We start from the raw sequence: 21,699 nt of genomic DNA on the forward strand, positions 1-21,699 counted from the left end.
GCCTGTGTTCTAAGTGAACACAGGCCTTTAAATTTGTTGCACCGACCTATGCCACTATCCAGTAAGAATGGTGGTTGTAATAATAATGGTCAGTACGCGATTAATTGTTTTCATAGGTTAAGACTGCCTTAACAAAGGCTATGCTGTCAACCCCAAATTAAAAGATAAAACAGCCTTTTTGAACATGAAAAAACCTAATGAATGCCAAATTTATGCAAAATATTATTCATGCGGGTTTTATCTATTGGTTTATTTATAAAATCGATAGCGCCTAATTGAGTAACTCGTAACTTCATTTTGTCTTGAATATCTGCCGATATGACGAGCACAAAACACTCTATTTTATTAGCTTTGATATACTCAAGCACTTGAACTCCATCAACTTCAGGCATAGTTAAATCCAAACATAACAAATCAAAATTATGAGTATTTAATAGCTCAATAGCTTGTGCGCCATTTATTGCTTGCTGAATATCTGCATCAAGACATTGCTGCAAACATCGAATAACTTGCTTACGAGCCACGGTTGAGTCATCACATACTAAAATAGAAAAATTCATAATATTTACTACTGTATTAAGCATAATTAAATTTGTTAAAAAACAGCTATCCATAGCAACTTTATTTTATCTTATCACGGTCTCTTTATAAGCAAACAAAGTAATGGTAATTATTTACTCTTAAATTTTCACCCTACGATAAACTATAGTACTAGGCGTATTGTTCTTACATAACTAAACATGCTCATTTCGGTAGCTAATCAGGTACAAAGTTTGTAACCTAACCGCTTAGTAAAAATGTCGGGATCTGGTTATGCATTCCTTGCTTAAAATCAAACATGCCGAAGTAAAATAAAGCTAAAGACTCAATGTAATCAGAAAATAAATTTTGATTACATTAACAGAAATCATTATTTAACTAAGGGGGGAAAGTTAAATATCTGAGATACACTTCCGACTTTTAACACTTTTTAATAAGTAAAAATTAATTTTTATTTATTTTTACGCCTTTATTGACTAGCTTTTATATAAACCGCAGTTATTTAACTCAACCCAAGGAACCATAAATCACTTATGTTACAACAAAGCCTTTCTAAAAAGTTGCTGACCAGTGTGCTATCGGTCTATTTTTTGCTTACCTTTGTGGTCACTTGCGGACAAGTTATTGCCGAATATGTAAACACTAAGGACTATATAAGAGACGAGCTAACTACTTTACAAAAAACCTTCAGCCGAAGCCTAACCCGTGCTATTTGGGAGCTGAATATAAAGCAAACCATAACAACTGCAGAAGGTCTGTTAGCTATTCCTATGATTGAAGGTATTATTGTCCGTGATGATAGTGGTGAAGTAATTTCGCAACTCGGCCGTTCTCTCGATATACATAAACTTTACAGCCAACAGCTAGTACAAGAAGAAGTCATGTTAGAGGACTCTAAGTCTGGTTTGTTTGGTTATACTTTTCCGCTTATTTTTGAGTTTTCAGGCAGAGCAACGCAAGTTGGCGATGTGACGTTATTTTCTAGTCGTGAAGTCGTTTTTAGTCGAATCATGGTTTCAATCTACTTTTTGATTGGTAACGCAATGATTAAAACTACTTTTTTAATCATTCTATTTCTAATGGCATTTAGAAAGTTACTCACAGACCCTTTATCTCAGCTAACAGATCAAATAGAAAACCTCGAACTAGACGAACTTGAAGGGCAACATATAGAAATCGAAACGGAGGAACATAATGAACTCAACGTTATGGAACAATCGTTTAATAAATTAATAGATAAAGTAGTCCAATACCGTCTAGAGCTCGAGCAAGCACAAAAAGAACTCATTATTAGTAATGAGAAGCTAGATCAACATAACATTCAATTAGAACAAGATGTAGCACGTAAAACATCAAATTTAAGCCAAGCAATGATGGATCTACAGCAGCAAAAATATGAATTAGAAAAACAAAAAATTGTACTTACTGACGAAGTTGATCTTCGTAGAAGTACAGAGCAAGAGCTGCTAACAAAACAAACTGAACTAGAACGCTATGTTGAAGAATTAAGTCTTGCACAAGAGCGCTTACTTGGCACTGAAAAAATGGCTGCATTAGGGGGACTCGTTGCTGGGATAACTCATGATATAAATACCCCTATAGGAATTGGGGTGACTGCAATTTCGTTTTTACAAGAACGCTTAAATCAGCTTGAAGCCGCCTATAAAGAAAAAACGCTTTCGCCGAAAGCCCTTGAAGAGTTCATTAATGACGCAAAGCAAAGTACGAGTTTGCTTACAACTAACCTTGATAGAGCCTCAGAACTAATTGCAAGTTTTAAACAAATAGCCGTAGATCAGGCAAGTGATGCAGTAAGAACGATCAATTTTAAAGACTACGTGAACGAGGTGATCCGTTCACTTCATCCCAAGCTCAAAAAAACATCTCATAAACTTCAGCTAGAATGTCCTGATGACTTAGTTTTAAATTTACCTGCGGGGGCAATAAGCCAAATTTTCACTAACCTAATAATGAACTCGCTAATTCATGGTTTTGAAAATATAAACAACGGCATTATAGATATAAAAATAGCCAGCGACGAAACATTTTTAACTATTGATTATAAAGATAATGGGAGCGGTGTTACAGAGCAACAACTTAAAAAGCTGTTTGACCCTTTTTTCACAACAAAACGAGATCAAGGCGGTAGTGGGCTTGGTACACATATAATGTTCAATTTAGTAAAACAAACTTTAAGTGGTTCAATTGAAGCGATTAGCGAACCAGGTGAGGGTTTGCACTACCATATACAATTCCCTAAAAACATGCCTAAACCCCTGCCTATTTTTAATCAGAATTAAATTGGCAGGAATAAAATCAAGCATTTCGAGATAGTGATTTTATTGTTATGATTGGGCAAATTTTTCAAATGGATCAGTACCCCTATGTGGTTTAGTAACCTTATATGTTATCGCTTTAAACAAGACGTTTCATACACGCAAGAAGATTTCGACAAAGCATTAGAGCAAGATTTATTTCGTCCATGTACAGGCCAGGAGCTTTCTACATTTGGTTGGACAAAAGCATTTGGAAAGCACGGTGAAACACTATCGCATTTTTCTCAAAAAAGTATTTTAGTCTGCGCTAAACGTGAAGAAAAGGTACTACCAGCATCAGTTATTAATGAACTTGTCGCTGAAAAAATTGACTTAATTGAAGCTGAAGAAAACCGTCCAGTTAAGAAAAAAGAAAAAGACGAATTAAAAGAAAACATTCTTCATGCTCTTCTACCTCAAGCATTTAAAAAATCGAGCTTACAATTTGCATTTATCGACCAAGAAAATGGCTGGGTAGTTGTTAATAGTGGCAGCTTTAATAAAGCCGAAGAGCTACTTGCATTGCTTCGTAAATCACTTGGTACGCTACCAGTAGTACCTGCATTTGCAAACTACGACTTGGATGTATTTTTAACTGATTGGTTAACTAACTTTAGTACACCGGAAGGCTTTGCTATAGGCTCAGACGCAGAGCTTGAAGAAGCAGATGACAGCGGAGCACAGGTAAAGCTTAAAGGTCATGACTTGTCGTGTGACGAAGTTAAATCACATCTTGAAAGTGGCAAACGCGTAACCAAACTTGCTCTAGATTGGCAAGAACGCGTTAAGTTCATGCTACAAAATGATGGCTCTATTAAGCGCTTAAGTTACTCAGAAACATTAAAAGAAGAAAATGCGGATATCCCAAAAGAAGATATGGCTGTAAAACTAGATGCTGACTTTATTTTGTCATCAGAAGAGATTAAGCAACTTCTTGAAGAACTTACTCTTGGCTTAGGTGATTCTGACGATTTAGCTAAACCTGAACTCTAACTTAGAACTCTTTAATATTCTAAGAGCAAAGGCAAACTTTCGTATTAATAGCTAATTGCCAGAAATAAATACGCCGTTCATTTAAAATGAACGGCGTATTTATTTTATCTTTTTATACCAATCTTGCTTATATATGGGGTCTATTTAACGTTAAGTAAATTACGCTAGAACTAGGCAAAAATTTTTGTATCTAGTTGTTCTAAATAAAAATTTTCACGACGTTATAGTGCAATTTAATTCGTTAAATTGATCAAAGATTTATGCAGGTTGGTATTACTTATGAATCTTACTTTTCTAGCAAAATATCATGTATTTTTGCAAGGTCAGATTTACCTGCAATAATTTCATCTGGTGTTAAACCCGATAGTTCATGCGGAAACACCAACCACTCTTCAGACTCATGAATATAGTAATCTGGCACTGTATCTACTTTTGAGTTTTTTGGTTTGTAATATGGGCATGCGATACGAATATCACGTGGCAAGTTTAAACGCATAAGCTCTGAAAGTTTTTCTTTTAATGCAACAATACTACGACCAGAATCAAATACATCATCAACAATTAATAATGAATCGCCTGCATTCGCGTTTTCAACTATGTAATGTAAACCATGTACTTTAATTTCTTTCGATTGTTTACCAATACCGTAATAAGACGAAGTACGTACTGCAATGTGGTCAGTCTCAATGCCTTTGTAATCGTAATATTCTTGAACAGCAATACCGATCGGTGCACCACCTCGCCAAATACCAATAATAAAATCAGGACGAAAGCCATCTTGGTATACTTGTGCCGCTACGCGGAACGAATCTTCAAGCAGTTGTTGAGCTGTGATGTAGCACTTATCTGACATAATTAGAAACCCCAGTGGTGGATATAACGCTTGAGCGCAGCTTAGAGTTAAGCAGAAATTAAACTCAAACAGGTATTGGCGACGGATTTTACCGCAAATGAAATAAAATTGCTTGCTTCACGTACAAAAAAATAGACACCAAGTGGTGCCTATTCATTCAAAGTATAAAAAGCATAAATTTAGTAAATACTATGCTTTTTCTAGTAAAGTTCGCGCAACTGTACGCATACCTTGAGTAGTTGCACCCGCTGCCCACTGGCTTGTGCTGCCCATGTTAAACGCAGCGGCTAAATCTATGTGTACCCAACCTTTGCCGTCGTTTGGCACAAAGCGTGATAAGAAGCCAGCCGCATTTGATGCACCGCCGTAACCCCCACCCTTTTGTGCACGGCTATTTGCCGTATCAGCATAAGGAGACGGGCAGTTTTGTTGATGCCATTTTTCAAGAGGCAGTGGCCAAGCAGCTTCCATTTCTTGAGATGCAAAACTTTCAACTTCGCGTGCAAGTTCTTTATCAAGTGCAAATAAAGCATTGTACTCTTGGCCAACAGCAACAAGCGCTGCTCCAGTTAGTGTTGCTGCATCAATGATAAGTGGAGCGCCAGTCTCTCCTGCTGCCATTAAGCCATCAGCAAGTACTAAGCGACCTTCAGCATCAGTGTTTACAATTTCAACTGTCGTGCCATTTTTATAAGTAAGAATGTCACCTAATTTGTATGCATGGCCCGAAATTAAGTTCTCAGCACAACATAAAAACAGTTTAATGCGCTTTTCAATACCACGGTTAATAGCCAATGCTAAACCTGCGGTTACAGTTGCAGCGCCGCCCATGTCGCACTTCATACCAAGCATACCTTCGCTTGATTTAATTGAGTAACCACCTGAGTCAAACGTAATACCTTTACCTACAAGCGCAGCACTTACTGGTGCATTTTCATCGCCTGTTGGGTTGTAATCAAGCTCAAGCAATACTGGTGGGCGTTCACTGCCACGACCAACAGCATGGATACCAATCCATTGTTGCTCTAGTAAGGCATCACCTTTAATAATTTGGTAACTTACATGCTCAGGCGCTAATGATTGAATAAACTCAGCCGCTTTTTCTGCAAGGCTTTCAGGATAAATGTCATCGGCAGTGCCGTTAACCATTTCACGAGCCCAAATTGCTGACGTTTTTAAGTGAGCAAGTTCTTTAATATCTGATTGTGCGTTATCAACAAACTCAACACCGTTTAACGATTTTGGTGTTACAAAACCTTGATAAAAAGCCCACTGACTTTCTGTACACCAGGTATCGCCTGCTAGTTCAACGTTTTTAACGCCTTGGCTTGCAATAGTACGGCCTGCTTTTTGAACATTTTTTAATGTGTCTTGCTCAGATAAATGAACAGTTGCACCGCGCTCGTTAAAAGACAATGACGCATTATCGCCCCAATGACTCGCTGCTGCTTGTTCGCTTAGTTGAACAACAAATTTTTCACTCATGTTAGAATACCCTTGCACTTAAATGTGCCACCGAGTTTACTATAGAGCGCTTAAGTTCCCAACAGCTTGAGATAAATAACATAAACCACACTGCTGTGCAGTATTTACGCTTTGGAATTTATCATGAAGTACACGCCAACTCTGCAACCTGCCACCTTATTAAAGCGCTACAAACGTTTTTTAGCCGACCTACAATTAAGTGATGGCAGCGAATTTACCGCCCATTGTGCTAATACAGGTAAAATGACCGGATGCGCAGAGCCGGGTTTTACTGCTTTTTATTCAACGAGCGATAACGCAAAACGAAAATACCCACATTCATTAGAGCTGACACAAAATAATTTATCGCAGCTTATTTGTGTAAATACAGCGGTGGCCAATAAAGTAGTAGAAGAAGCAATAAACAATAATGTGATAAGCGAGCTACTCGACTACAGTCAATTGCAAAGCGAAGTAAAGTACGGCAGTGAAAATAGCCGAATCGACTTTTTACTCACAGACGAAAATAAACCTGATTGCTACGTAGAAGTTAAATCAGTCACATTACTAAGCCAAGATGCACCACAAAGTGGGCAAGGCTACTTCCCAGATGCGCAAACACTGCGCGGACAAAAACATATTCGCGAACTAATAGAAATGATCGAACAAGGTCACCGAGCAGTATTACTGTTTGCTGTTTTGCATGAAGGAATAAATACAGTAAGTGCAGCTGCGCATATTGATGAAAAGTACGCCATGCTATTAAGCCAAGCAATTGTGGCGGGGGTTGAAGTATTAGCATACAAAGCAAAGATTTCAGCAAATGAGGTTTTGCTTCATAAAAAAATAGCATTTGTAAAATAATGTATAAATACAAACAATTAAACTAGTCTTACTGTTGAAATGACAAAGACTCGAAAATAGTCCTTGTTAAATTGTACAAATCAGCTTGTTTTTAAAACTTTTGCCCACATAACTAGGCAAGTTTTAAAGAGCGAATACATGAATTAATAAAAGTGTAAATAGACTATTAATACACTTTTTGATCAGTGAACATGGTTGAAGCTAATTCGATTAATTAAAAATAAATTTGCCTAGGGTATAAGATTCTGTTATTTATACCGCCGGCTAATGCTGAGGCATTAAATTAAGGATTTAGGAGAGAGTTATGCCAGACCAAAAGAAACATGGTTTATTGGCTCAAGCCGGTTTAGAACCATACCAAGAAAAACCAGGTGAAGAGTACATGAATGATGCACAACGTGCACATTTTAGAGCGATTTTAGAAGCTTGGCGTAATGATTTACGCAATGAAGTCGACCGTACTAAATCGCACATGCAAGACGAAGCTGCTAACTTTCCTGACCCAGTTGACCGCGCTGCACAAGAAGAAGAGTTCTCTTTAGAACTTCGTACTCGTGACCGCGAACGTAAATTAATCAAAAAAATTGAAAAAACAATTAACCTGATTAAAGAAGATGATTTTGGCTTTTGTGAGTCTTGTGGCATCGAAATTGGCATACGCCGCTTAGAAGCGCGTCCTACTGCCGATTTATGCGTAGACTGTAAAACACTTGCAGAAATCAAAGAAAAACAATCTGGACGCGGCTAATTAACCTCTATTAATTAGTTATGTCTCCTACAGCCGTTACTGCGCCAGTGCGTAAATATCGCGGTCGTTTTGCACCGTCTCCTTCTGGGCCATTACATTTTGGCTCACTTGTGGCGGCTGTGGGTAGTTACCTTGATGCAAAAGCAAACAAAGGTAAATGGTTAGTCCGTATCGAAGATATAGACACTACGCGCGTTGTAAAAAATGCCGACTCCGATATTCTAAATACCTTACACGCTTACGCCCTTTACTGGGACGAACCGGTTGTTTATCAAACACAGCGCTTGCCTTTATATCAAGATATTACCCACTCACTTTTAAAACAAAAGCTTATTTATGGTTGCACCTGTACTCGCAAACAAATAAAAACCATTGGTGGTATTTATCAGGGGCATTGCAAAGTACTTGATCACAGCACTGAATCCGGTGCACTTCGCTTAGTTCAACAACATCCAACGACTCAATTTAGTGACTTAATCCAAGGTGATATAACGGTAAATAGTCCCCTTGCCCATGAAGATTACTTAATTAAACGTAGCGATGGTTTATTTGCTTATCAGCTTGTAGTGGTTGTTGATGATATTGATCAAGGGATTAATCGAATTGTAAGAGGTGCAGATTTAATTGAACCTACTGCTCGGCAAATTAGTTTGTTTAAACAACTCAACAGCCCTGTACCTGAATTTGCTCATTTACCTTTAGCGGTTGCCAAACCTGGCTTTAAACTGTCTAAACAAAATTATGCACCCGCAATTAGTAAAAACAATCCAAAACCTGCATTAATCAGTGCATTTGAGTTTTTAGGACTACCTGTAATTGCTGATCTAATCGATTTAAATATTGAACAATTAGTCGCTTGGGGAGTTAAAAACTTTAGCTTAAAACAGGTGCCACACGTTCCCGAAATACAGATTTCTCAGCATCCGACGAGTCAAGCCATCCAATTTACTCAACTAAGTAAATAAAAATCGCTAAAAACGGCTTAATTTCAACACATCAACTTAATTTTTAAACCCTGCTGGTATATGATAGCCGCCTAAATATATGCTATTTACGTTAAACAGCTTGTACTGGGTTATAACTTCCCTATTTGCTGTAATTTTTGATTGCGATGACAAGTCAATCAACACCTTCTAGGAGACAGACTATTATTTCCAAGCTTTTTCAATTTTGCCGACAAATAATCGGCCCGAATACCAGTGCAAAAAGCGCTTCGGTAAGCAGTGAACCTATTGTTGTCACTCGTGGTGAGCATGGTATTTCGCGCAAACAATTTAGCCCAAATGCAATCAAAGTACTGTACCGTTTAAAAGATGGTGGTTACGACGCCTACCTAGTTGGTGGTTGCATTCGCGATATATTGTTGGGCCAACAACCAAAAGATTTTGATGTAGTAACCAATGCAACGCCAGATCAAGTAAAGAAACTTTTTAGAAACTGTCGCTTAATTGGTCGTCGCTTTCGCTTAGCACATATCGTATTTGGTCGTGAAATTATAGAAGTCGCAACGATGCGCGGACATCACGAAGCGCCAGAAGATAAAAACCAAATAAGCCAATCGAGCGATCAAGGTCAATTACTACGTGATAACGTATTTGGCAGTATTGAAGAAGATGCAGAGCGCCGCGACTTTTCAATCAATGCACTTTATTACTCAATCAATGATTTTAGTATTCATGATTACGCAAACGGCTTAGCTGCAATTAAAGCTAAACAAATTGAGCTCATTGGTGACCCAGAAACTCGCTACCGTGAAGACCCTGTTCGTATGTTACGTGCAGTGCGTTTTGCCACTAAACTTGATATGAGCATCGCACCGAAAAGCGAAAAACCAATTACAGAACTAGCAAGTTTGCTTGATAACATTCCGCCAGCTCGCTTGTTTGAAGAAGTACTTAAACTGTTTTTAAACGGTAAAGCTGAAGCTAACTTTTTAATGCTGCGTAAATACGGTTTATTTAAATCGCTATTTCCAGACCTTGATAGCATTTTAAATAAAAAGCCTGGTGGGCTAGAGCACACACTTGTTCAGCAAATGTTTCAAAATACCGATGAACGTATAAATGCCGATAAAAAAGTAACACCTGCATTTATTTTTGCAGCGCTACTTTGGTTTCCATTATTAGCACGAACTAAAGAAATTCAAGAACAAGAGCAACTCGTTGAATACGATGCATTTGCTCAAGCAATGAATAAAGTATTGAGCGATAGCGCTCAGCACATTGCAGTTCCAAAACGCTTTACACTAGGTGCTCGCGACATTTGGCATATTCAGCACCGTTTAGATAAACGAGCAGGGCAACGCGCTTACAGACTAACGCAACAGCCTCGCTTTAAAGCCGCTTATGACTTTTTGTTATTACGTGTTGATGCAGGTGAAACACAGCACACCGAATTAGCACAATGGTGGACACAGTATCTAGGCCAAGACATTAACGGCCAAAAAGAGATGGTTAAGAACCTAGGTCACCCTGGCGGTCCTAAACCACGAAAGCGCACACGCCGTCGTGCACCTAAAAAGCCTGCTGAGTAATACCATGCATTGTGTTTATTTGGGTTTAGGTGCAAATCTAAACTCACCAAAAGAGCAGCTTGATAACGCCGTTATTGCGCTTAAAAAGTTGCCTCACTGTGAATTTATAAGCGTATCGCATTATTACGCCAGTAAACCTATGGGTCCACAAGATCAACCCGACTACATAAATGCCGTTGCATGTATTAAAACAAGCCTTGAGCCAGAGCAATTACTTGATTTAACACAAAGTATAGAGCTTGAGCACGGTCGAGTTAGAAAAGCAGAGCGTTGGGGGCCACGCACTCTTGATATAGACACCCTATTATTTGATGATCAAATCATAAATACACAGCGCTTAACAGTGCCTCATTATGGTTTGAATAATCGCGAGTTTGTAGTGTATCCACTATTAGAGCTTGCACCTGAACTTATTTTACCTAGCGGCGTTGCATTAAAAACCATTGCAAAAAATTTACCGCTCAACGACTTACAACAATTACCTCTGTAATTAACCTAGGCTCAGCCTGCGAGGAATATTATGTCTAAAATAACTGTTTCTACTTTAAATAAAATGAAAGCAGAGAATAACAAAATTACTGCGTTAACGGCATACGACGCCAGTTTTGCAAAGTTATTTCATGATAACGGCGTTGAAGTTATTTTAGTGGGCGACTCTTTGGGCATGGTACTTCAAGGTGGCGATGACACGCTTGGCGTAACCAATCAAGATATCGCATACCATACACGTTGTGTACGCGCTGGTAGTCGTGAATTATTTGTAATTGCCGACCTGCCTTTCATGACCTATTCAAGCGTAAGTGATACCTGTAAAAATGCAGCTGAGCTTATGCGCGCTGGCGCAAACATGATTAAGCTTGAAGGCGGAGAATGGCTTTACGAGAGTATTAAAACGCTTACTCAACAAGGTATTCCAGTTTGCGGGCATTTAGGCCTTACACCGCAGTCAGTGCATGTATTTGGTGGTTTTAAAATACAAGGTCGCGAAGAAGACAAAGCACAAAAAATGATTGATGACGCAAAAGCACTAGAAGCTGCTGGCGCACAATTATTAGTACTTGAATGTATTCCTAGTGCATTGGCAAAACGCATTACAGACGCTCTAAGTATCCCAACTATTGGTATTGGTGCTGGTAGCCTAACTGACGGCCAAATACTGGTAATGCACGATCTAGTCGGTATTTCAGCTGGGTATATTCCTAAATTTTCTAAAAACTTTTTGCTCGAAACAGGCAATATGCCTGCAGCCGTTCAAAAATATTGTACAGACGTTAAAAGCGGTGCATTTCCTTGCGCTGAACACGAGTTTAAATAATGCAGTCAATCACTGAAATAAAATCATTACGCAGCCAAATTAAAGCATGGCGACAAGCAGGTCTTAGCGTGGCATTAGTACCAACTATGGGAAACTTACACCGAGGGCATTTTTCGCTAGTCGAAAAAGCAAAAACACTGGCCGACAAAGTGGTTGTGAGCATTTTCGTAAACCCTATGCAGTTTGGTGCTAACGAAGATTTAGATAACTACCCTCGTACACTTAACGAAGACAAACAAGGTCTTGCTGAGCTTGAAACCGATATTGTATTTACTCCAAGCGTAGAAACAATCTATCCTAACGGACTTGGTGCACAAAGCTTTGTCGATGTGCCTGACATTTCATTAGGCTATTGCGGTGGTTCACGCCCAGGGCATTTTAGAGGCGTTGCAACAATCGTTACTAAGTTATTTAATCTAGTACAACCTGATTATGCCTGCTTTGGTGAAAAAGATTTTCAACAGCTGCAAGTCATTAAAACCATGGCACGCGACTTATCAATTCCGGTTGAAGTGATTGGTGTCCCTACAATGCGAGAAGTTTCTGGCCTTGCTATGAGTTCACGTAATGGTTATTTATCTGAAGCGCAAAAAACGACTGCAACCGTATTATTTAAAACGCTTAATACATGCGCAGAACAGCTAAAAAGTGGCGAGAAAGACTTCGTAAAACTTGAAAGCTTAGCTAAACAGAGCTTAGAGCAAGCTGGTCTAAAGCCAGACTATTTTGAGATAGCTCAACGAGATACATTAAAAACTGCTACACTCAAAGACACCAAGTTTGTTATTTTAGCTGCTGCCTATTTTGGTAATGTTAGATTAATCGACAATATTCAGGTCGAAATTTAATATTATTGCGACTCCATTTTTAAGGATTAAACATGCACAATTTAATAAAAACAAGCGTAGTTGCCCTTACTTTTGCATTTTTAGCTGGTTGTCAAAACCAAATACAAAGCCCTGAACTTAACCAGTGTGCTCAACAAAACTATCAATGTGAAACTACCTGTGAACAGCAGTCAAGTGGCGAAGGCTTAAAGCAACAAGTATGCTCTGGCAAATGTGTTGAAAGCTACAATCAGTGTAAAGTACAAGCCGAAAAATTAGGTGGTATATAAGCGTTTAAAATACTTGGAGCTGTTTATCTTTCAGGCCCTTAATTTTAGGCACAAAAAAACCGCTCAATGAGCGGTTTTTTTATTGCTTATAGTTTATTAATTTAAACCTAGCTTTTTAAGCTCTACTTCTACGAGCTTTGCCGAAAGTGGTACATAACCATCTTTTTCTACAATTTGTTGACCATCTTGCGAAAGCACCATTTTTAAAAATTGTGCTTCGATAGGCGCTAATGGTTTATTTGGGTGTTTATTCACGTAAACGTATAAGAAACGAGATAGCGGGTATTTACCTTGAGCAACGTTATCAAGAGTCGCATCAACAAAATTACTGCCTTTTTTAGCCAATGGAACAGTACGTACACCCGACGTTTTGTAACCAATGCCTGAGTAACCAATTGCATTCAATGATGATGAAATTGACTGTACTACCGATGCAGAGCCTGGTTGTTCATTTACGTTGTTACGAAAGTCACCTTTACACAATGCTTTCTTTTTAAAGTAACCGTAAGTACCTGATACCGAGTTACGTCCGTAAAGTTGAATATCTCTTGCTGCCCAGCTACCAGTTAGGCCAACTTCACTCCAGCGGTTAACTTGCTCTGGTGCACCACATTTACGAGTCGATGAAAAAATAGCATCTACTTGGTCAATGCGAAGACCTTCAATTGGGTTATCTTTATGAACATAAACCGCTAGCGCATCAATAGCAACGCGCACTTCTGTTGGTTTATAACCGTAACGTTTTTCGAACGCTTCGATTTCTTTTGATTTCATTTTTCGGCTCATTGGGCCTAAGTTAGCTGTACCTTCAGTCAATGCAGGTGGTGCAGTAGAAGAACCTGCGGCCTGAATTTGGATATTTACATTTGGGTAAATACGTTTGTACTCTTCAGCCCAAAACGTCATCATGTTGGCTAAAGTATCAGAACCTACCGATGAAAAGTTGCCTGAAACACCACTAATTTTTTGATATTCAGGAATGTTTTTATCTAGTGCAACTGCTTGCGCAGATACGAAAGTTGTAACAGCCACACCCATTGCGGCAACTAAATTTTTAAATTTCATGTCGGGTTCCCCGGTTTGTTCGTCTCATTTACTAACTGTTGCCCACTCTAAAGTGAGTAGATGACAGTTAGATTGCTATTAAGTGACACTTTTATGACTTTGCTTTTTATACCAATTCGCTTAATTCGTTGTTCTACTTTGAGATAAGAAAGTTGTGTTGATAACAAGGCAAAAATTTCGTTATTTAGTTGTTATATATAAGAAATTTTTAACGCAGCTAGCACCAGGTTTAATCCCTCAAATTGATTAAGTATTATTGCGAATTAGTATTAGGGCATGTTGTTCTTTATGGATTGAAATTTGTTCAATCTAGGGGCGATTAAATCGCGGCGCGAGGTTTGTAACCTAGTGAGCTAAGTAAAAACCGAGCAACTAAGCGTTAATCCTCCCTAGAAAGAACCCTTTGGGCAGCGCATGTTTGGTATTTATGCTGCGTTATCGACTATTTATGGGGAATAACCACACTACATAGGCTCTGGCTTGCCAAAAAACCAAACATACTACTGCAAACTCAACCACTAAATATCAGCACGCCCTAGTATAATTACTTAGCCAACGGAACTATCTTATCGATCGAAAAATCAAAAGAAAAACATGAACCTTTGCCTATTTCACTGCGAATATTTAATTTGCTATCGTGGCGCGTTAGTACATGTTTTGTGATCGCAAGGCCTAAACCCGATCCCCCTGTTGTTCTGCTTCGTGCTTTATCTACCCGATAGAAGCGCTCCGTTAAACGATTAATATGCTCTGGCGCAATACCATCACCGTTATCGGTAACACTAAAACAAGCACGATCACCTTTATGCTGCCAGCATACCTGTACTTTGCCGCCAGCTTTGGTGTAATGAATAGCGTTAAAAACGAGATTAGAAAACGCGCTACGTAGTTCATCCTCAGAGCCTTTAATATCTAAAGTCGCATCAATATCAAAAACAAGTTCATGACCTTTATCCTGATTAATTGATTGTGCTTCGGTTTGAATGTAACCAAGCAACTTCGGAGCATTAATTGCTTTATCGTTATCTTGACGCCTAGCACCTTCTATTCGCGAAAGTGATAATAACTGGCTAACCAAGCTATCCATGCGCTTACATTGCTCAAGCATCGTTTTTTGTGCCTTGCCCCACATTGCTGGCGGCGGCATCATATCGCCATCCATCATTTCAAGATAGCCAGATACCACTGTAAGCGGCGTACGTAGTTCATGTGATACATTGGCTACAAAGTCTTTTCGCATTTGTTCAAGCTGCTTTAAACGTGTTACATCACGCACAACGACCATTAGCTGTGTACTTGCATATGGCATAACCCTAAATTCAAGTACTTGCTCAACCGCATGCCCATTATCAAGCTCAAGGGCATCATCAAATTCACCTTTGTGCATGTATTTAGCAAACTTAGGTTCGCGAATTAAGTTATCAAGGCGCTGACCGTGATCAGTTGGCCACTGCAGGCCAAGCACCTTAAGTGCTAGTTGATTACACCACACAATACTTAAATCATTTTGCAGTACCACAACAGCATCAGGTACAGCTTCTGCCCCATCGCGAAAGCGACGAATTAAATCAGCAAGCTCATTACGCTTTTTACGATTGCGGTGCTGTAGATGATAAATGCCTTCGAATACTTGTTCCCACGCACCTTCGCCCTCGGGTGGATTAAAGCTGCGTTGATTAAGTAGCCAATCGCTCAAGCGATAAAGCTGATGATAGTGCCAAATAAGGAGGGAAAAAGATCCTAAAAATAAAAGCAAAAATGGCGCGCCAACCAGCACACCAATTAATAGTAAAGGTAAAAAATAGATAAACAGACGTTTTACTAACGCCTGCTTATTAACAACTCGATACATACACTCACTTTACCTTAGAGTAGTAATACACACGCACGTTATACCAACTGGCTTATAAATGGGGTCTATTTAACGATAAGGAAATTGCGCTATAACTAAGCAAGAATTTTATTTCTAGTTGTGTTCTAAATAAAATTTTTAACAACGTTATAGAGTTATTTAACTCGTTAAATTGTTCAAATATTTATGCAATTTGGTATTACAGCTTACTTGAAAAACGATACCCAGCACCACGTACAGTTTGCACTAAACGGTCATGTCCAAGTGGGCCAATTGCTTTACGCAGGCGACGAATATGCACATCAACCGTGCGATCTTCGACGTAAACGTTAGTTCCCCATACATGATCAAGCAGTTGTTCACGGCTATAAACACGCTCTGGGTGGGTCATAAAAAAGTGTAGCAATCTAAATTCGGTTGGCCCCATATCAAGCTCGTTACCCTCAGAGGTAACACGGTGAGAAATTGGATCTAAGCGCAGGCCATGTACTTCAATAGCTTCCTCTAATGAGGTTGGCGATACACGGCGAATAACTGCTTTAATACGCGCCATAAGCTCTTTAGGGGAAAACGGCTTAGTGACGTAATCGTCAGCCCCTACTTCAAGACCGCGTACTTTGTCTTCTTCTTCGCCACGGGCTGTAAGCATAATAATTGGGATTTGGCGGGTATGTTCATTTTGCTTAAACTTTTTCGCAATTTGAATACCGCTGCCACCTGGCAACATCCAATCAAGTAAAACCATGTCTGGATAAGGTTCAACCATAGCTGCAATTGCAGAGTCATAATCTTCTGCTTCAATTGCTTGAAATCCATTTTGCTCTAAAACAAAAACCAGCATCTCCCTGATAGGAGCTTCGTCATCTACGACTAGTACTTTACGTGACATTCCAATTTATCTCTTACGCTATCGAATTAGTTTTCATTATTATGACTAAGTATGACATTTTTATGAAAGTGTAACGTGTAAATTAAAATGGTGGTAAAAAAAATACAAATTAGTGACAAATAACCTCATTAACGTCATATTTTTAAAACCTTTTTAATATTTAACGCAATAAAAAGAGGTTTACGATAAATTTATGTAATAGCTAACTTTTTGAAATTATCTTTTTTGTATCGCTATTTAAACCACTAAACAATATTAAACTAGCTGGGATCATTGTTTTACTAACCAAGACATTTTTACAGATCGATCGTTTAAAAGTAGCTTTAAAGCCATTTTAAAATCAGCAAACCCGCCTGTGCAACCATCAATACGTTTAAAAATAGATCTAAATTTTACTAAGCCTTAAATAAAGGATCAGATTTTTACCAAGCCGATCACCCCTCAGATCAGAGTTGTACTTAGTCAAAGCTATAAGTTGTTGATTGTTTATACAAATAAATAACGATCAGATTATTTCAAAGCCTAAAATAGCGTCAAAGTGTACTTTTCTTAGTAAAATAATGATCCAAAAATAGCTGTGTTAGTAAATGCGTGATCCCAAAGTACGGTGTTGGTAATACAGTGATCTGATCAATAAACCGTAATCTGCAATATAAAAAGGGCTAACATTAAAAAAGCCAGTAACAAAGTTACTGGCCTAGTATCGATTATCTAATTTTAGGGTCTAGCTCACCGCTTAAATATTTAAGGTGCATTTCATCAAGTGAAATTGGCTTAATTTTACTCGCCTGACCAGAGGTGCCAAACGAGTTATAGCGTGCAACACAAATCTCTGTCATTGCTTTAGTTGCTTCAGCTAAGTATTTACGAGGATCAAAGTTAGATGGGTTTAACGCCATATGACGGCGAATTGCACCGGTAGAAGCTAAACGTAAATCAGTATCAATATTTACCTTACGAACACCAAACTTAATACCTTCGACAATTTGCTCAACAGGCACACCATAAGTTTCTGGAATTTCGCCACCATACTGATTAATAATTTCTAACCACTCTTGTGGAACCGAAGATGAACCATGCATCACTAAGTGCGTGTTAGGAATACGTGCATGAATCGCTTTAATGCGGTCAATCGCTAAAATGTCATCTGTTGGTGGGCGCGTAAATTTATAGGCACCGTGCGAAGTACCACATGCAATTGCAAGTGCGTCAACGTGTGTTTTATTTACAAAGTCAGCCGCTTCTTCAGGATCTGTTAGCATTTGCTCAGTGGTTAATATCCCTTCTGCGCCAACGCCATCTTCTTCGCCAGCTTCACCTGTTTCAAGTGAACCAAGTACACCTAGCTCGCCTTCAACCGATACGCCACAGGCATGCGCCATAGCAACAGTTTCGCGCGTTACTTCTACATTGTATTCGTAGCTTGAAGGGGTTTTACCGTCGCTCATTAGCGAGCCATCCATCATTACTGATGAAAAACCAAGCTGAATTGAACGCTGACATACACCTGGCGATGTGCCGTGATCTTGGTGCATAACAACGGGGATATGTGGCCATTCTTCAACGGCTGCTAAAATCATATGACGAATAAATGGAGCACCAGCATAAGCACGTGCGCCCGCTGATCCTTGCACGATTACTGGGCTGTTTGTTTTGTCAGCCGCTTCCATTATTGCGCGCATTTGCTCTTGGTTATTAACGTTAAAAGCAGGTACGCCGTAACCATGCTCTGCTGCATGATCTAAAAGTTGTCGCATACTGATTAAAGCCATTGGGTATTCTCCAATTTATCGATAGCAGTTCCCTACCATCTAGTTTGAACGGATTTGTTAGTTTGGCGTTATAACAACGCCACGAAAAACCACTGCTTTGCAGTAAAATTCCGTCTAAATTAACTATTAAATTAGGGTGAGAGGTATTTAATAATTAATTGTCGGTGAGGGCTATTACCCCCTCACCTTACGCGACTAAAATTACTTAGCGCGCGACTCTAGCATTTCAACTGCTGGCAGTTTTTTGCCCTCTAAAAACTCTAAGAACGCACCACCACCAGTAGAAATATAAGAAACTTTATCGGCAATGCCGTATTTATCAATGGCGGCTAAGGTATCACCGCCACCCGCAATTGAAAACGCATTTGAGTTAGCAATTGCTTGTGCAATAGCACGAGTGCCATTACCAAACTGGTCAAACTCAAACACGCCTACTGGACCATTCCATACAACAGTGCCTGCATTTGCAATAATTTTTGCAAGCTTGCTCGCTGTATCAGGGCCAATATCAAAAATCATATCGTCGCTTGTTACTTCGCTTACATCTTTAAGCGTAGCTACAGCAGATTCAGAAAACTCATTACCAACAACTACGTCAGTCGGTACCGGAATTTCGCCATTATTAGCAATCGCTGCTGCACATAAACGGTTCGCTTCATCCATTAAATCAGGTTCGTAAAGCGATTTACCAACTGGGCTACCTGATGCCGCAATGAAGGTATTTGCAATACCACCACCGGTAACTAACTGATCAACAATTTTAGAAAGTGAATCTAAAACGGTTAATTTAGTTGAAACTTTAGAACCACCAACAATCGCCACTAATGGACGAGCGGGGTTATCAAGTGCCTTGCCTAATGCTTCAAGTTCAGCCGATAACAGCGGACCTGCACATGCAACATCGGCAAATAAGCCAACGCCATGGGTAGATGCTTGTGCACGGTGAGCCGTACCAAATGCATCCATTACATATACATCACACAGTGCTGCTAGTTGCTTAGATAGCGCTTCGTCGTTTTTCTTCTCGCCTTTGTTAAAGCGTACATTTTCAAAAACAACCACTTCGTTATCAGCAATATCAACACCGTTTAGGTAATCTTTTTCTAAACGTACAGTTTGCTCTAGGGCATCGTTTAAGTAATCAGCTACAGGTGCAAGCGAAAACGCTTCATCGTATTCCCCTTCCGTAGGACGGCCAAGGTGTGACATAACCATTACTTTAGCGCCTTTCTCAAGGGCTAGTTTAATAGTAGGTAGTGCTGCACGAATACGCGCATCTGACGTCACTTTACCTGCTTTAACTGGTACATTTAAATCTTCACGAATTAATACGCGTTTGCCGTTTAAATCTAAATCTACCATTTTTATGACCGACATGAACATCTCCTTAGTTAACGATACTGAACCTGAAAAATACGTTTAAAATTATTATATTAATAAATTACTTATTCACTGCCATCATAGCACGCGCTGTGTCGAGCATACGATTAGCAAAACCCCATTCATTATCACACCATACTAATAACTTTATCAGTCGTTTGTGACTAACACGTGTTTGTGTGCCATCAATAATACAAGAATGTGGGTCGTGATTAAAATCAACCGATACAAGCGGCTCTTCGGTATAACTTAAAATACCTTCTAAGCGATCTTTTGCTTGTGCTTTAAGTGCATTATTTACTGCGTTCAAATCTACATCGGTATTAACCGTTACACTTAAATCCATTGCCGTTACATTTATAGTCGGAACTCGTACGGCAATTGCCTCAAAACGACCTTTAAACTTTGGTAAAATACGGTCTATACCACGGGCAAGCTTTGTATCAACTGGAATAATTGATTGGCTTGCAGCGCGAGTACGGCGTAAATCATGATGATAACCATCAATCACTTGTTGATCGTTCATCGACGCATGAATCGTTGTAATAGCGCCCGACTCAATACCAAATGCATCATCTAATACTTTAATAACCGGCACAACACAGTTAGTTGTACACGAGCCGTTAGACACAATTGTATGCTCGCTTTTAAGCTCATCGTCGTTAATACCATACACAATAGTGGCATCAACATCGTTATCGGCCGGATGTGAAAACAACACCTTTTTAGCGCCTGCTGTAATATGTAACTGCGCATGTTCGCGCGAGTGATAAACACCTGTACATTCAAGTACAACGTCTACATCGAGCGTTTGCCAAGGTAATTCAATTGGGTTTTCTTCACAAAAAAGTGCAATGGTATCGCCTGCAACACTAATGGTGTCTTCACCAAGTTTTACAGGAAAAGAAAAACGACCGTGGGATGTGTCGTATTTTAATAAATGAGCAATAGCTTCAGGATCAGCAAGTTCGTTAATCGCAACAATTTTTATATCGTCGCTCAAACCAGACTCGTATAACGCGCGGACAATATTTCGACCAATACGACCAAAACCATTAATTGCAAGTTTGATTGCCATGAAATATAAAATCCACTCTTTTAGCGTGCAGATAAAGGCAATATGCCTTTTAGATGGCTGTATTGTAATCGACCTTGCATCTGATTATAAGAGGGAAGCATTAGAAACTTTAAATTAAGGTTAAAGAGCTTAAACATTGCAAGCTCTTCAAGGGTTCTGACTTTTTAAATTAAGTTTTTTATACTAAATTTTTTAAAGCGTTAATTATATCTTCTGGCTCAGAACGAGTACGATAATCAACATCAACATAACGCCAAGTCACTTTACCTTGTTTATCTAAAACAAAGGTGGCAGGGATCGGTAAAACACTACTATTGCCATTGTTAACCGACTCTAAATCTAGGCCTCGGTCTACTCGCATATGTTCTAGTAAAAATGTGGGTACTGGCCATGCTACGCCGTAGCTTGCTGCTACATCTGCACTTTGATCGCTCAGCACTAAAAAATCCATGTTGCTTATATCGCTTTTGCTCATTGAGCCATCGGGTACTTGCGGGCTAATAGCCACCAATTGTGCGCCTAATGTGTGAATTTCAGGTAAACGTGCTTGAAGCGCTTTGAGCTGTAAATTGCAGTACGGACACCAACTTCCACGATAAAAAGTAACAACCACAGGCCCTTTAGCAAGTAACTCGGTTAACTGCACCGATTGACCATGCTGATTTGGTAACTCAAAACTTGGTGCGCTTTGGTTTAAATCAAGTGCATTAGCACCTTGTTGAAACACTTTTGCTTGTGCAATCGTTTCATCAACACCTTTCATAAAATCAGGATTACCTTTACGCCCAGCTGCTATTTTTGCCTCAGTTTGTGCTTTTAACGTGTTATTTTCATCGCTCATTATATGGCTACTTTTAAATTAATCAAAAACTTAAAGCCAGCTTACATTATGAAAATGTATTTGAAATGAAAATTTTGGGG

At 39.1% G+C, this 21,699-nt stretch carries 20 protein-coding genes; 10 read left to right on the forward strand and 10 right to left on the reverse strand.

Annotation, left to right across the window (positions count from 1 at the left end; all coding sequences use genetic code 11):
• Positions 1 to 194: 194 nt before the first annotated feature.
• The gene (locus P20495_RS05085) at positions 195 to 560 is read right to left on the reverse strand and encodes a response regulator (protein ID WP_188085272.1); all 366 of its coding nucleotides are present in this window, start codon (positions 558 to 560) and stop codon (positions 195 to 197) included.
• Between the two features lie 513 nt (positions 561 to 1,073).
• Here P20495_RS05085 and P20495_RS05080 point away from each other — a divergent pair.
• Both P20495_RS05080 and rdgC read left to right on the forward strand, forming a co-directional pair.
• Positions 1,074 to 2,840, forward strand: coding sequence for an ATP-binding protein (locus tag P20495_RS05080; protein WP_007377476.1), 1,767 nt, complete (start codon positions 1,074 to 1,076; stop codon positions 2,838 to 2,840).
• 84 nt (positions 2,841 to 2,924) lie between these two features.
• The gene (gene rdgC / locus P20495_RS05075) at positions 2,925 to 3,848 is read left to right on the forward strand and encodes a recombination-associated protein RdgC (protein ID WP_007377477.1); all 924 of its coding nucleotides are present in this window, start codon (positions 2,925 to 2,927) and stop codon (positions 3,846 to 3,848) included.
• 286 nt (positions 3,849 to 4,134) lie between these two features.
• Here the strand turns inward: rdgC and P20495_RS05070 are convergent, their stop codons facing one another.
• Positions 4,135 to 4,701 carry a phosphoribosyltransferase gene (locus P20495_RS05070; protein ID WP_007377478.1) on the reverse strand — a complete coding sequence of 189 codons (567 nt, stop codon included), beginning with the start codon at positions 4,699 to 4,701 and terminating at the stop codon, positions 4,135 to 4,137.
• A gap of 189 nt (positions 4,702 to 4,890) precedes the next feature.
• Positions 4,891 to 6,186: an aminopeptidase PepB gene (pepB, locus tag P20495_RS05065; RefSeq protein ID WP_007377479.1), complete on the reverse strand. Its 1,296-nt coding sequence runs from the start codon at positions 6,184 to 6,186 to the stop codon at positions 4,891 to 4,893.
• A 123-nt stretch (positions 6,187 to 6,309) separates the two neighbouring features.
• On the opposite strand from pepB, the gene sfsA reads away from it, so the two are divergent.
• The 8 genes from sfsA to P20495_RS05025 all read left to right on the forward strand — a co-directional run bounded on the left by sfsA (position 6,310) and on the right by P20495_RS05025 (position 12,742).
• On the forward strand, positions 6,310 to 7,029 hold the full coding sequence (sfsA, locus tag P20495_RS05060) for a DNA/RNA nuclease SfsA (protein ID WP_007377480.1): 720 nt from the start codon (positions 6,310 to 6,312) through the stop codon (positions 7,027 to 7,029).
• 304 nt (positions 7,030 to 7,333) lie between these two features.
• Positions 7,334 to 7,777 (forward strand): RNA polymerase-binding protein DksA, encoded by a 444-nt coding sequence (gene dksA / locus P20495_RS05055; RefSeq protein ID WP_007377481.1) that lies wholly within the window; start codon positions 7,334 to 7,336, stop codon positions 7,775 to 7,777.
• A 20-nt stretch (positions 7,778 to 7,797) separates the two neighbouring features.
• Positions 7,798 to 8,742, forward strand: a complete 945-nt coding sequence (gene gluQRS, locus P20495_RS05050) for a tRNA glutamyl-Q(34) synthetase GluQRS (protein ID WP_007377482.1) — start codon at positions 7,798 to 7,800, stop codon at positions 8,740 to 8,742.
• Between the two features lie 146 nt (positions 8,743 to 8,888).
• Complete coding sequence (gene pcnB / locus P20495_RS05045) at positions 8,889 to 10,310, forward strand: polynucleotide adenylyltransferase PcnB (protein ID WP_007377484.1); 1,422 nt, start codon at positions 8,889 to 8,891, stop codon at positions 10,308 to 10,310.
• A gap of 4 nt (positions 10,311 to 10,314) precedes the next feature.
• Positions 10,315 to 10,800, forward strand: a complete 486-nt coding sequence (gene folK / locus P20495_RS05040) for a 2-amino-4-hydroxy-6-hydroxymethyldihydropteridine diphosphokinase (RefSeq protein ID WP_008137982.1) — start codon at positions 10,315 to 10,317, stop codon at positions 10,798 to 10,800.
• A gap of 30 nt (positions 10,801 to 10,830) precedes the next feature.
• Positions 10,831 to 11,625 (forward strand): 3-methyl-2-oxobutanoate hydroxymethyltransferase, encoded by a 795-nt coding sequence (panB, locus tag P20495_RS05035; RefSeq protein WP_008137984.1) that lies wholly within the window; start codon positions 10,831 to 10,833, stop codon positions 11,623 to 11,625.
• Positions 11,625 to 12,473: a pantoate--beta-alanine ligase gene (panC, locus tag P20495_RS05030; RefSeq protein WP_007377487.1), complete on the forward strand. Its 849-nt coding sequence runs from the start codon at positions 11,625 to 11,627 to the stop codon at positions 12,471 to 12,473. The genes panB and panC overlap by 1 nt, the downstream gene beginning before the upstream one ends.
• 32 nt (positions 12,474 to 12,505) lie before the next feature.
• Positions 12,506 to 12,742: a hypothetical protein gene (locus P20495_RS05025; protein ID WP_007377488.1), complete on the forward strand. Its 237-nt coding sequence runs from the start codon at positions 12,506 to 12,508 to the stop codon at positions 12,740 to 12,742.
• Positions 12,743 to 12,838: 96 nt separating this feature from the next.
• On the opposite strand, the gene P20495_RS05020 is transcribed toward P20495_RS05025, so the two are convergent.
• The 7 genes from P20495_RS05020 to P20495_RS04990 all read right to left on the reverse strand — a co-directional run bounded on the left by P20495_RS05020 (position 12,839) and on the right by P20495_RS04990 (position 21,619).
• Positions 12,839 to 13,807: a PstS family phosphate ABC transporter substrate-binding protein gene (locus tag P20495_RS05020; RefSeq protein WP_007377489.1), complete on the reverse strand. Its 969-nt coding sequence runs from the start codon at positions 13,805 to 13,807 to the stop codon at positions 12,839 to 12,841.
• A gap of 544 nt (positions 13,808 to 14,351) precedes the next feature.
• Positions 14,352 to 15,659 carry a phosphate regulon sensor histidine kinase PhoR gene (phoR, locus tag P20495_RS05015; protein WP_008137986.1) on the reverse strand — a complete coding sequence of 436 codons (1,308 nt, stop codon included), beginning with the start codon at positions 15,657 to 15,659 and terminating at the stop codon, positions 14,352 to 14,354.
• Between the two features lie 199 nt (positions 15,660 to 15,858).
• The gene (gene phoB / locus P20495_RS05010) at positions 15,859 to 16,548 is read right to left on the reverse strand and encodes a phosphate regulon transcriptional regulator PhoB (protein WP_006791869.1); all 690 of its coding nucleotides are present in this window, start codon (positions 16,546 to 16,548) and stop codon (positions 15,859 to 15,861) included.
• A gap of 707 nt (positions 16,549 to 17,255) precedes the next feature.
• A complete protein-coding gene (fba, locus tag P20495_RS05005) occupies positions 17,256 to 18,320 on the reverse strand; it encodes a class II fructose-bisphosphate aldolase (RefSeq protein ID WP_007377491.1) in 1,065 nt (354 codons plus the stop codon).
• A gap of 201 nt (positions 18,321 to 18,521) precedes the next feature.
• Positions 18,522 to 19,697, reverse strand: a complete 1,176-nt coding sequence (locus tag P20495_RS05000) for a phosphoglycerate kinase (RefSeq protein WP_007377492.1) — start codon at positions 19,695 to 19,697, stop codon at positions 18,522 to 18,524.
• A gap of 64 nt (positions 19,698 to 19,761) precedes the next feature.
• Entirely contained in the window at positions 19,762 to 20,778 is a 1,017-nt protein-coding gene (gene epd / locus P20495_RS04995; RefSeq protein ID WP_002961528.1) for an erythrose-4-phosphate dehydrogenase, read from the reverse strand.
• Between the two features lie 178 nt (positions 20,779 to 20,956).
• Positions 20,957 to 21,619: a peroxiredoxin-like family protein gene (locus P20495_RS04990; RefSeq protein WP_008137990.1), complete on the reverse strand. Its 663-nt coding sequence runs from the start codon at positions 21,617 to 21,619 to the stop codon at positions 20,957 to 20,959.
• Positions 21,620 to 21,699: the final 80 nt, after the last annotated feature.

This window comes from Pseudoalteromonas sp. BSi20495, from assembly GCF_000241185.1.
Classification (GTDB): domain Bacteria; phylum Pseudomonadota; class Gammaproteobacteria; order Enterobacterales; family Alteromonadaceae; genus Pseudoalteromonas; species Pseudoalteromonas fuliginea.

Bases quoted from the DNA above. Each gene is read 5' to 3' on its own strand.
- P20495_RS05085 (WP_188085272.1), bottom strand. From the start codon at position 560: ATGAATTTTTCTATTTTAGTATGTGATGACTCAACCGTGGCTCGTAAG.
- P20495_RS05080 (WP_007377476.1), top strand. From the start codon at position 1,074: ATGTTACAACAAAGCCTTTCTAAAAAGTTGCTGACCAGTGTGCTATCG.
- rdgC (WP_007377477.1), top strand. From the start codon at position 2,925: ATGTGGTTTAGTAACCTTATATGTTATCGCTTTAAACAAGACGTTTCA.
- P20495_RS05070 (WP_007377478.1), bottom strand. From the start codon at position 4,701: ATGTCAGATAAGTGCTACATCACAGCTCAACAACTGCTTGAAGATTCG.
- pepB (WP_007377479.1), bottom strand. From the start codon at position 6,186: ATGAGTGAAAAATTTGTTGTTCAACTAAGCGAACAAGCAGCAGCGAGT.
- sfsA (WP_007377480.1), top strand. From the start codon at position 6,310: ATGAAGTACACGCCAACTCTGCAACCTGCCACCTTATTAAAGCGCTAC.
- dksA (WP_007377481.1), top strand. From the start codon at position 7,334: ATGCCAGACCAAAAGAAACATGGTTTATTGGCTCAAGCCGGTTTAGAA.
- gluQRS (WP_007377482.1), top strand. From the start codon at position 7,798: ATGTCTCCTACAGCCGTTACTGCGCCAGTGCGTAAATATCGCGGTCGT.
- pcnB (WP_007377484.1), top strand. From the start codon at position 8,889: ATGACAAGTCAATCAACACCTTCTAGGAGACAGACTATTATTTCCAAG.
- folK (WP_008137982.1), top strand. From the start codon at position 10,315: ATGCATTGTGTTTATTTGGGTTTAGGTGCAAATCTAAACTCACCAAAA.
- panB (WP_008137984.1), top strand. From the start codon at position 10,831: ATGTCTAAAATAACTGTTTCTACTTTAAATAAAATGAAAGCAGAGAAT.
- panC (WP_007377487.1), top strand. From the start codon at position 11,625: ATGCAGTCAATCACTGAAATAAAATCATTACGCAGCCAAATTAAAGCA.
- P20495_RS05025 (WP_007377488.1), top strand. From the start codon at position 12,506: ATGCACAATTTAATAAAAACAAGCGTAGTTGCCCTTACTTTTGCATTT.
- P20495_RS05020 (WP_007377489.1), bottom strand. From the start codon at position 13,807: ATGAAATTTAAAAATTTAGTTGCCGCAATGGGTGTGGCTGTTACAACT.
- phoR (WP_008137986.1), bottom strand. From the start codon at position 15,659: ATGTATCGAGTTGTTAATAAGCAGGCGTTAGTAAAACGTCTGTTTATC.
- phoB (WP_006791869.1), bottom strand. From the start codon at position 16,548: ATGTCACGTAAAGTACTAGTCGTAGATGACGAAGCTCCTATCAGGGAG.
- fba (WP_007377491.1), bottom strand. From the start codon at position 18,320: ATGGCTTTAATCAGTATGCGACAACTTTTAGATCATGCAGCAGAGCAT.
- P20495_RS05000 (WP_007377492.1), bottom strand. From the start codon at position 19,697: ATGTCGGTCATAAAAATGGTAGATTTAGATTTAAACGGCAAACGCGTA.
- epd (WP_002961528.1), bottom strand. From the start codon at position 20,778: ATGGCAATCAAACTTGCAATTAATGGTTTTGGTCGTATTGGTCGAAAT.
- P20495_RS04990 (WP_008137990.1), bottom strand. From the start codon at position 21,619: ATGAGCGATGAAAATAACACGTTAAAAGCACAAACTGAGGCAAAAATA.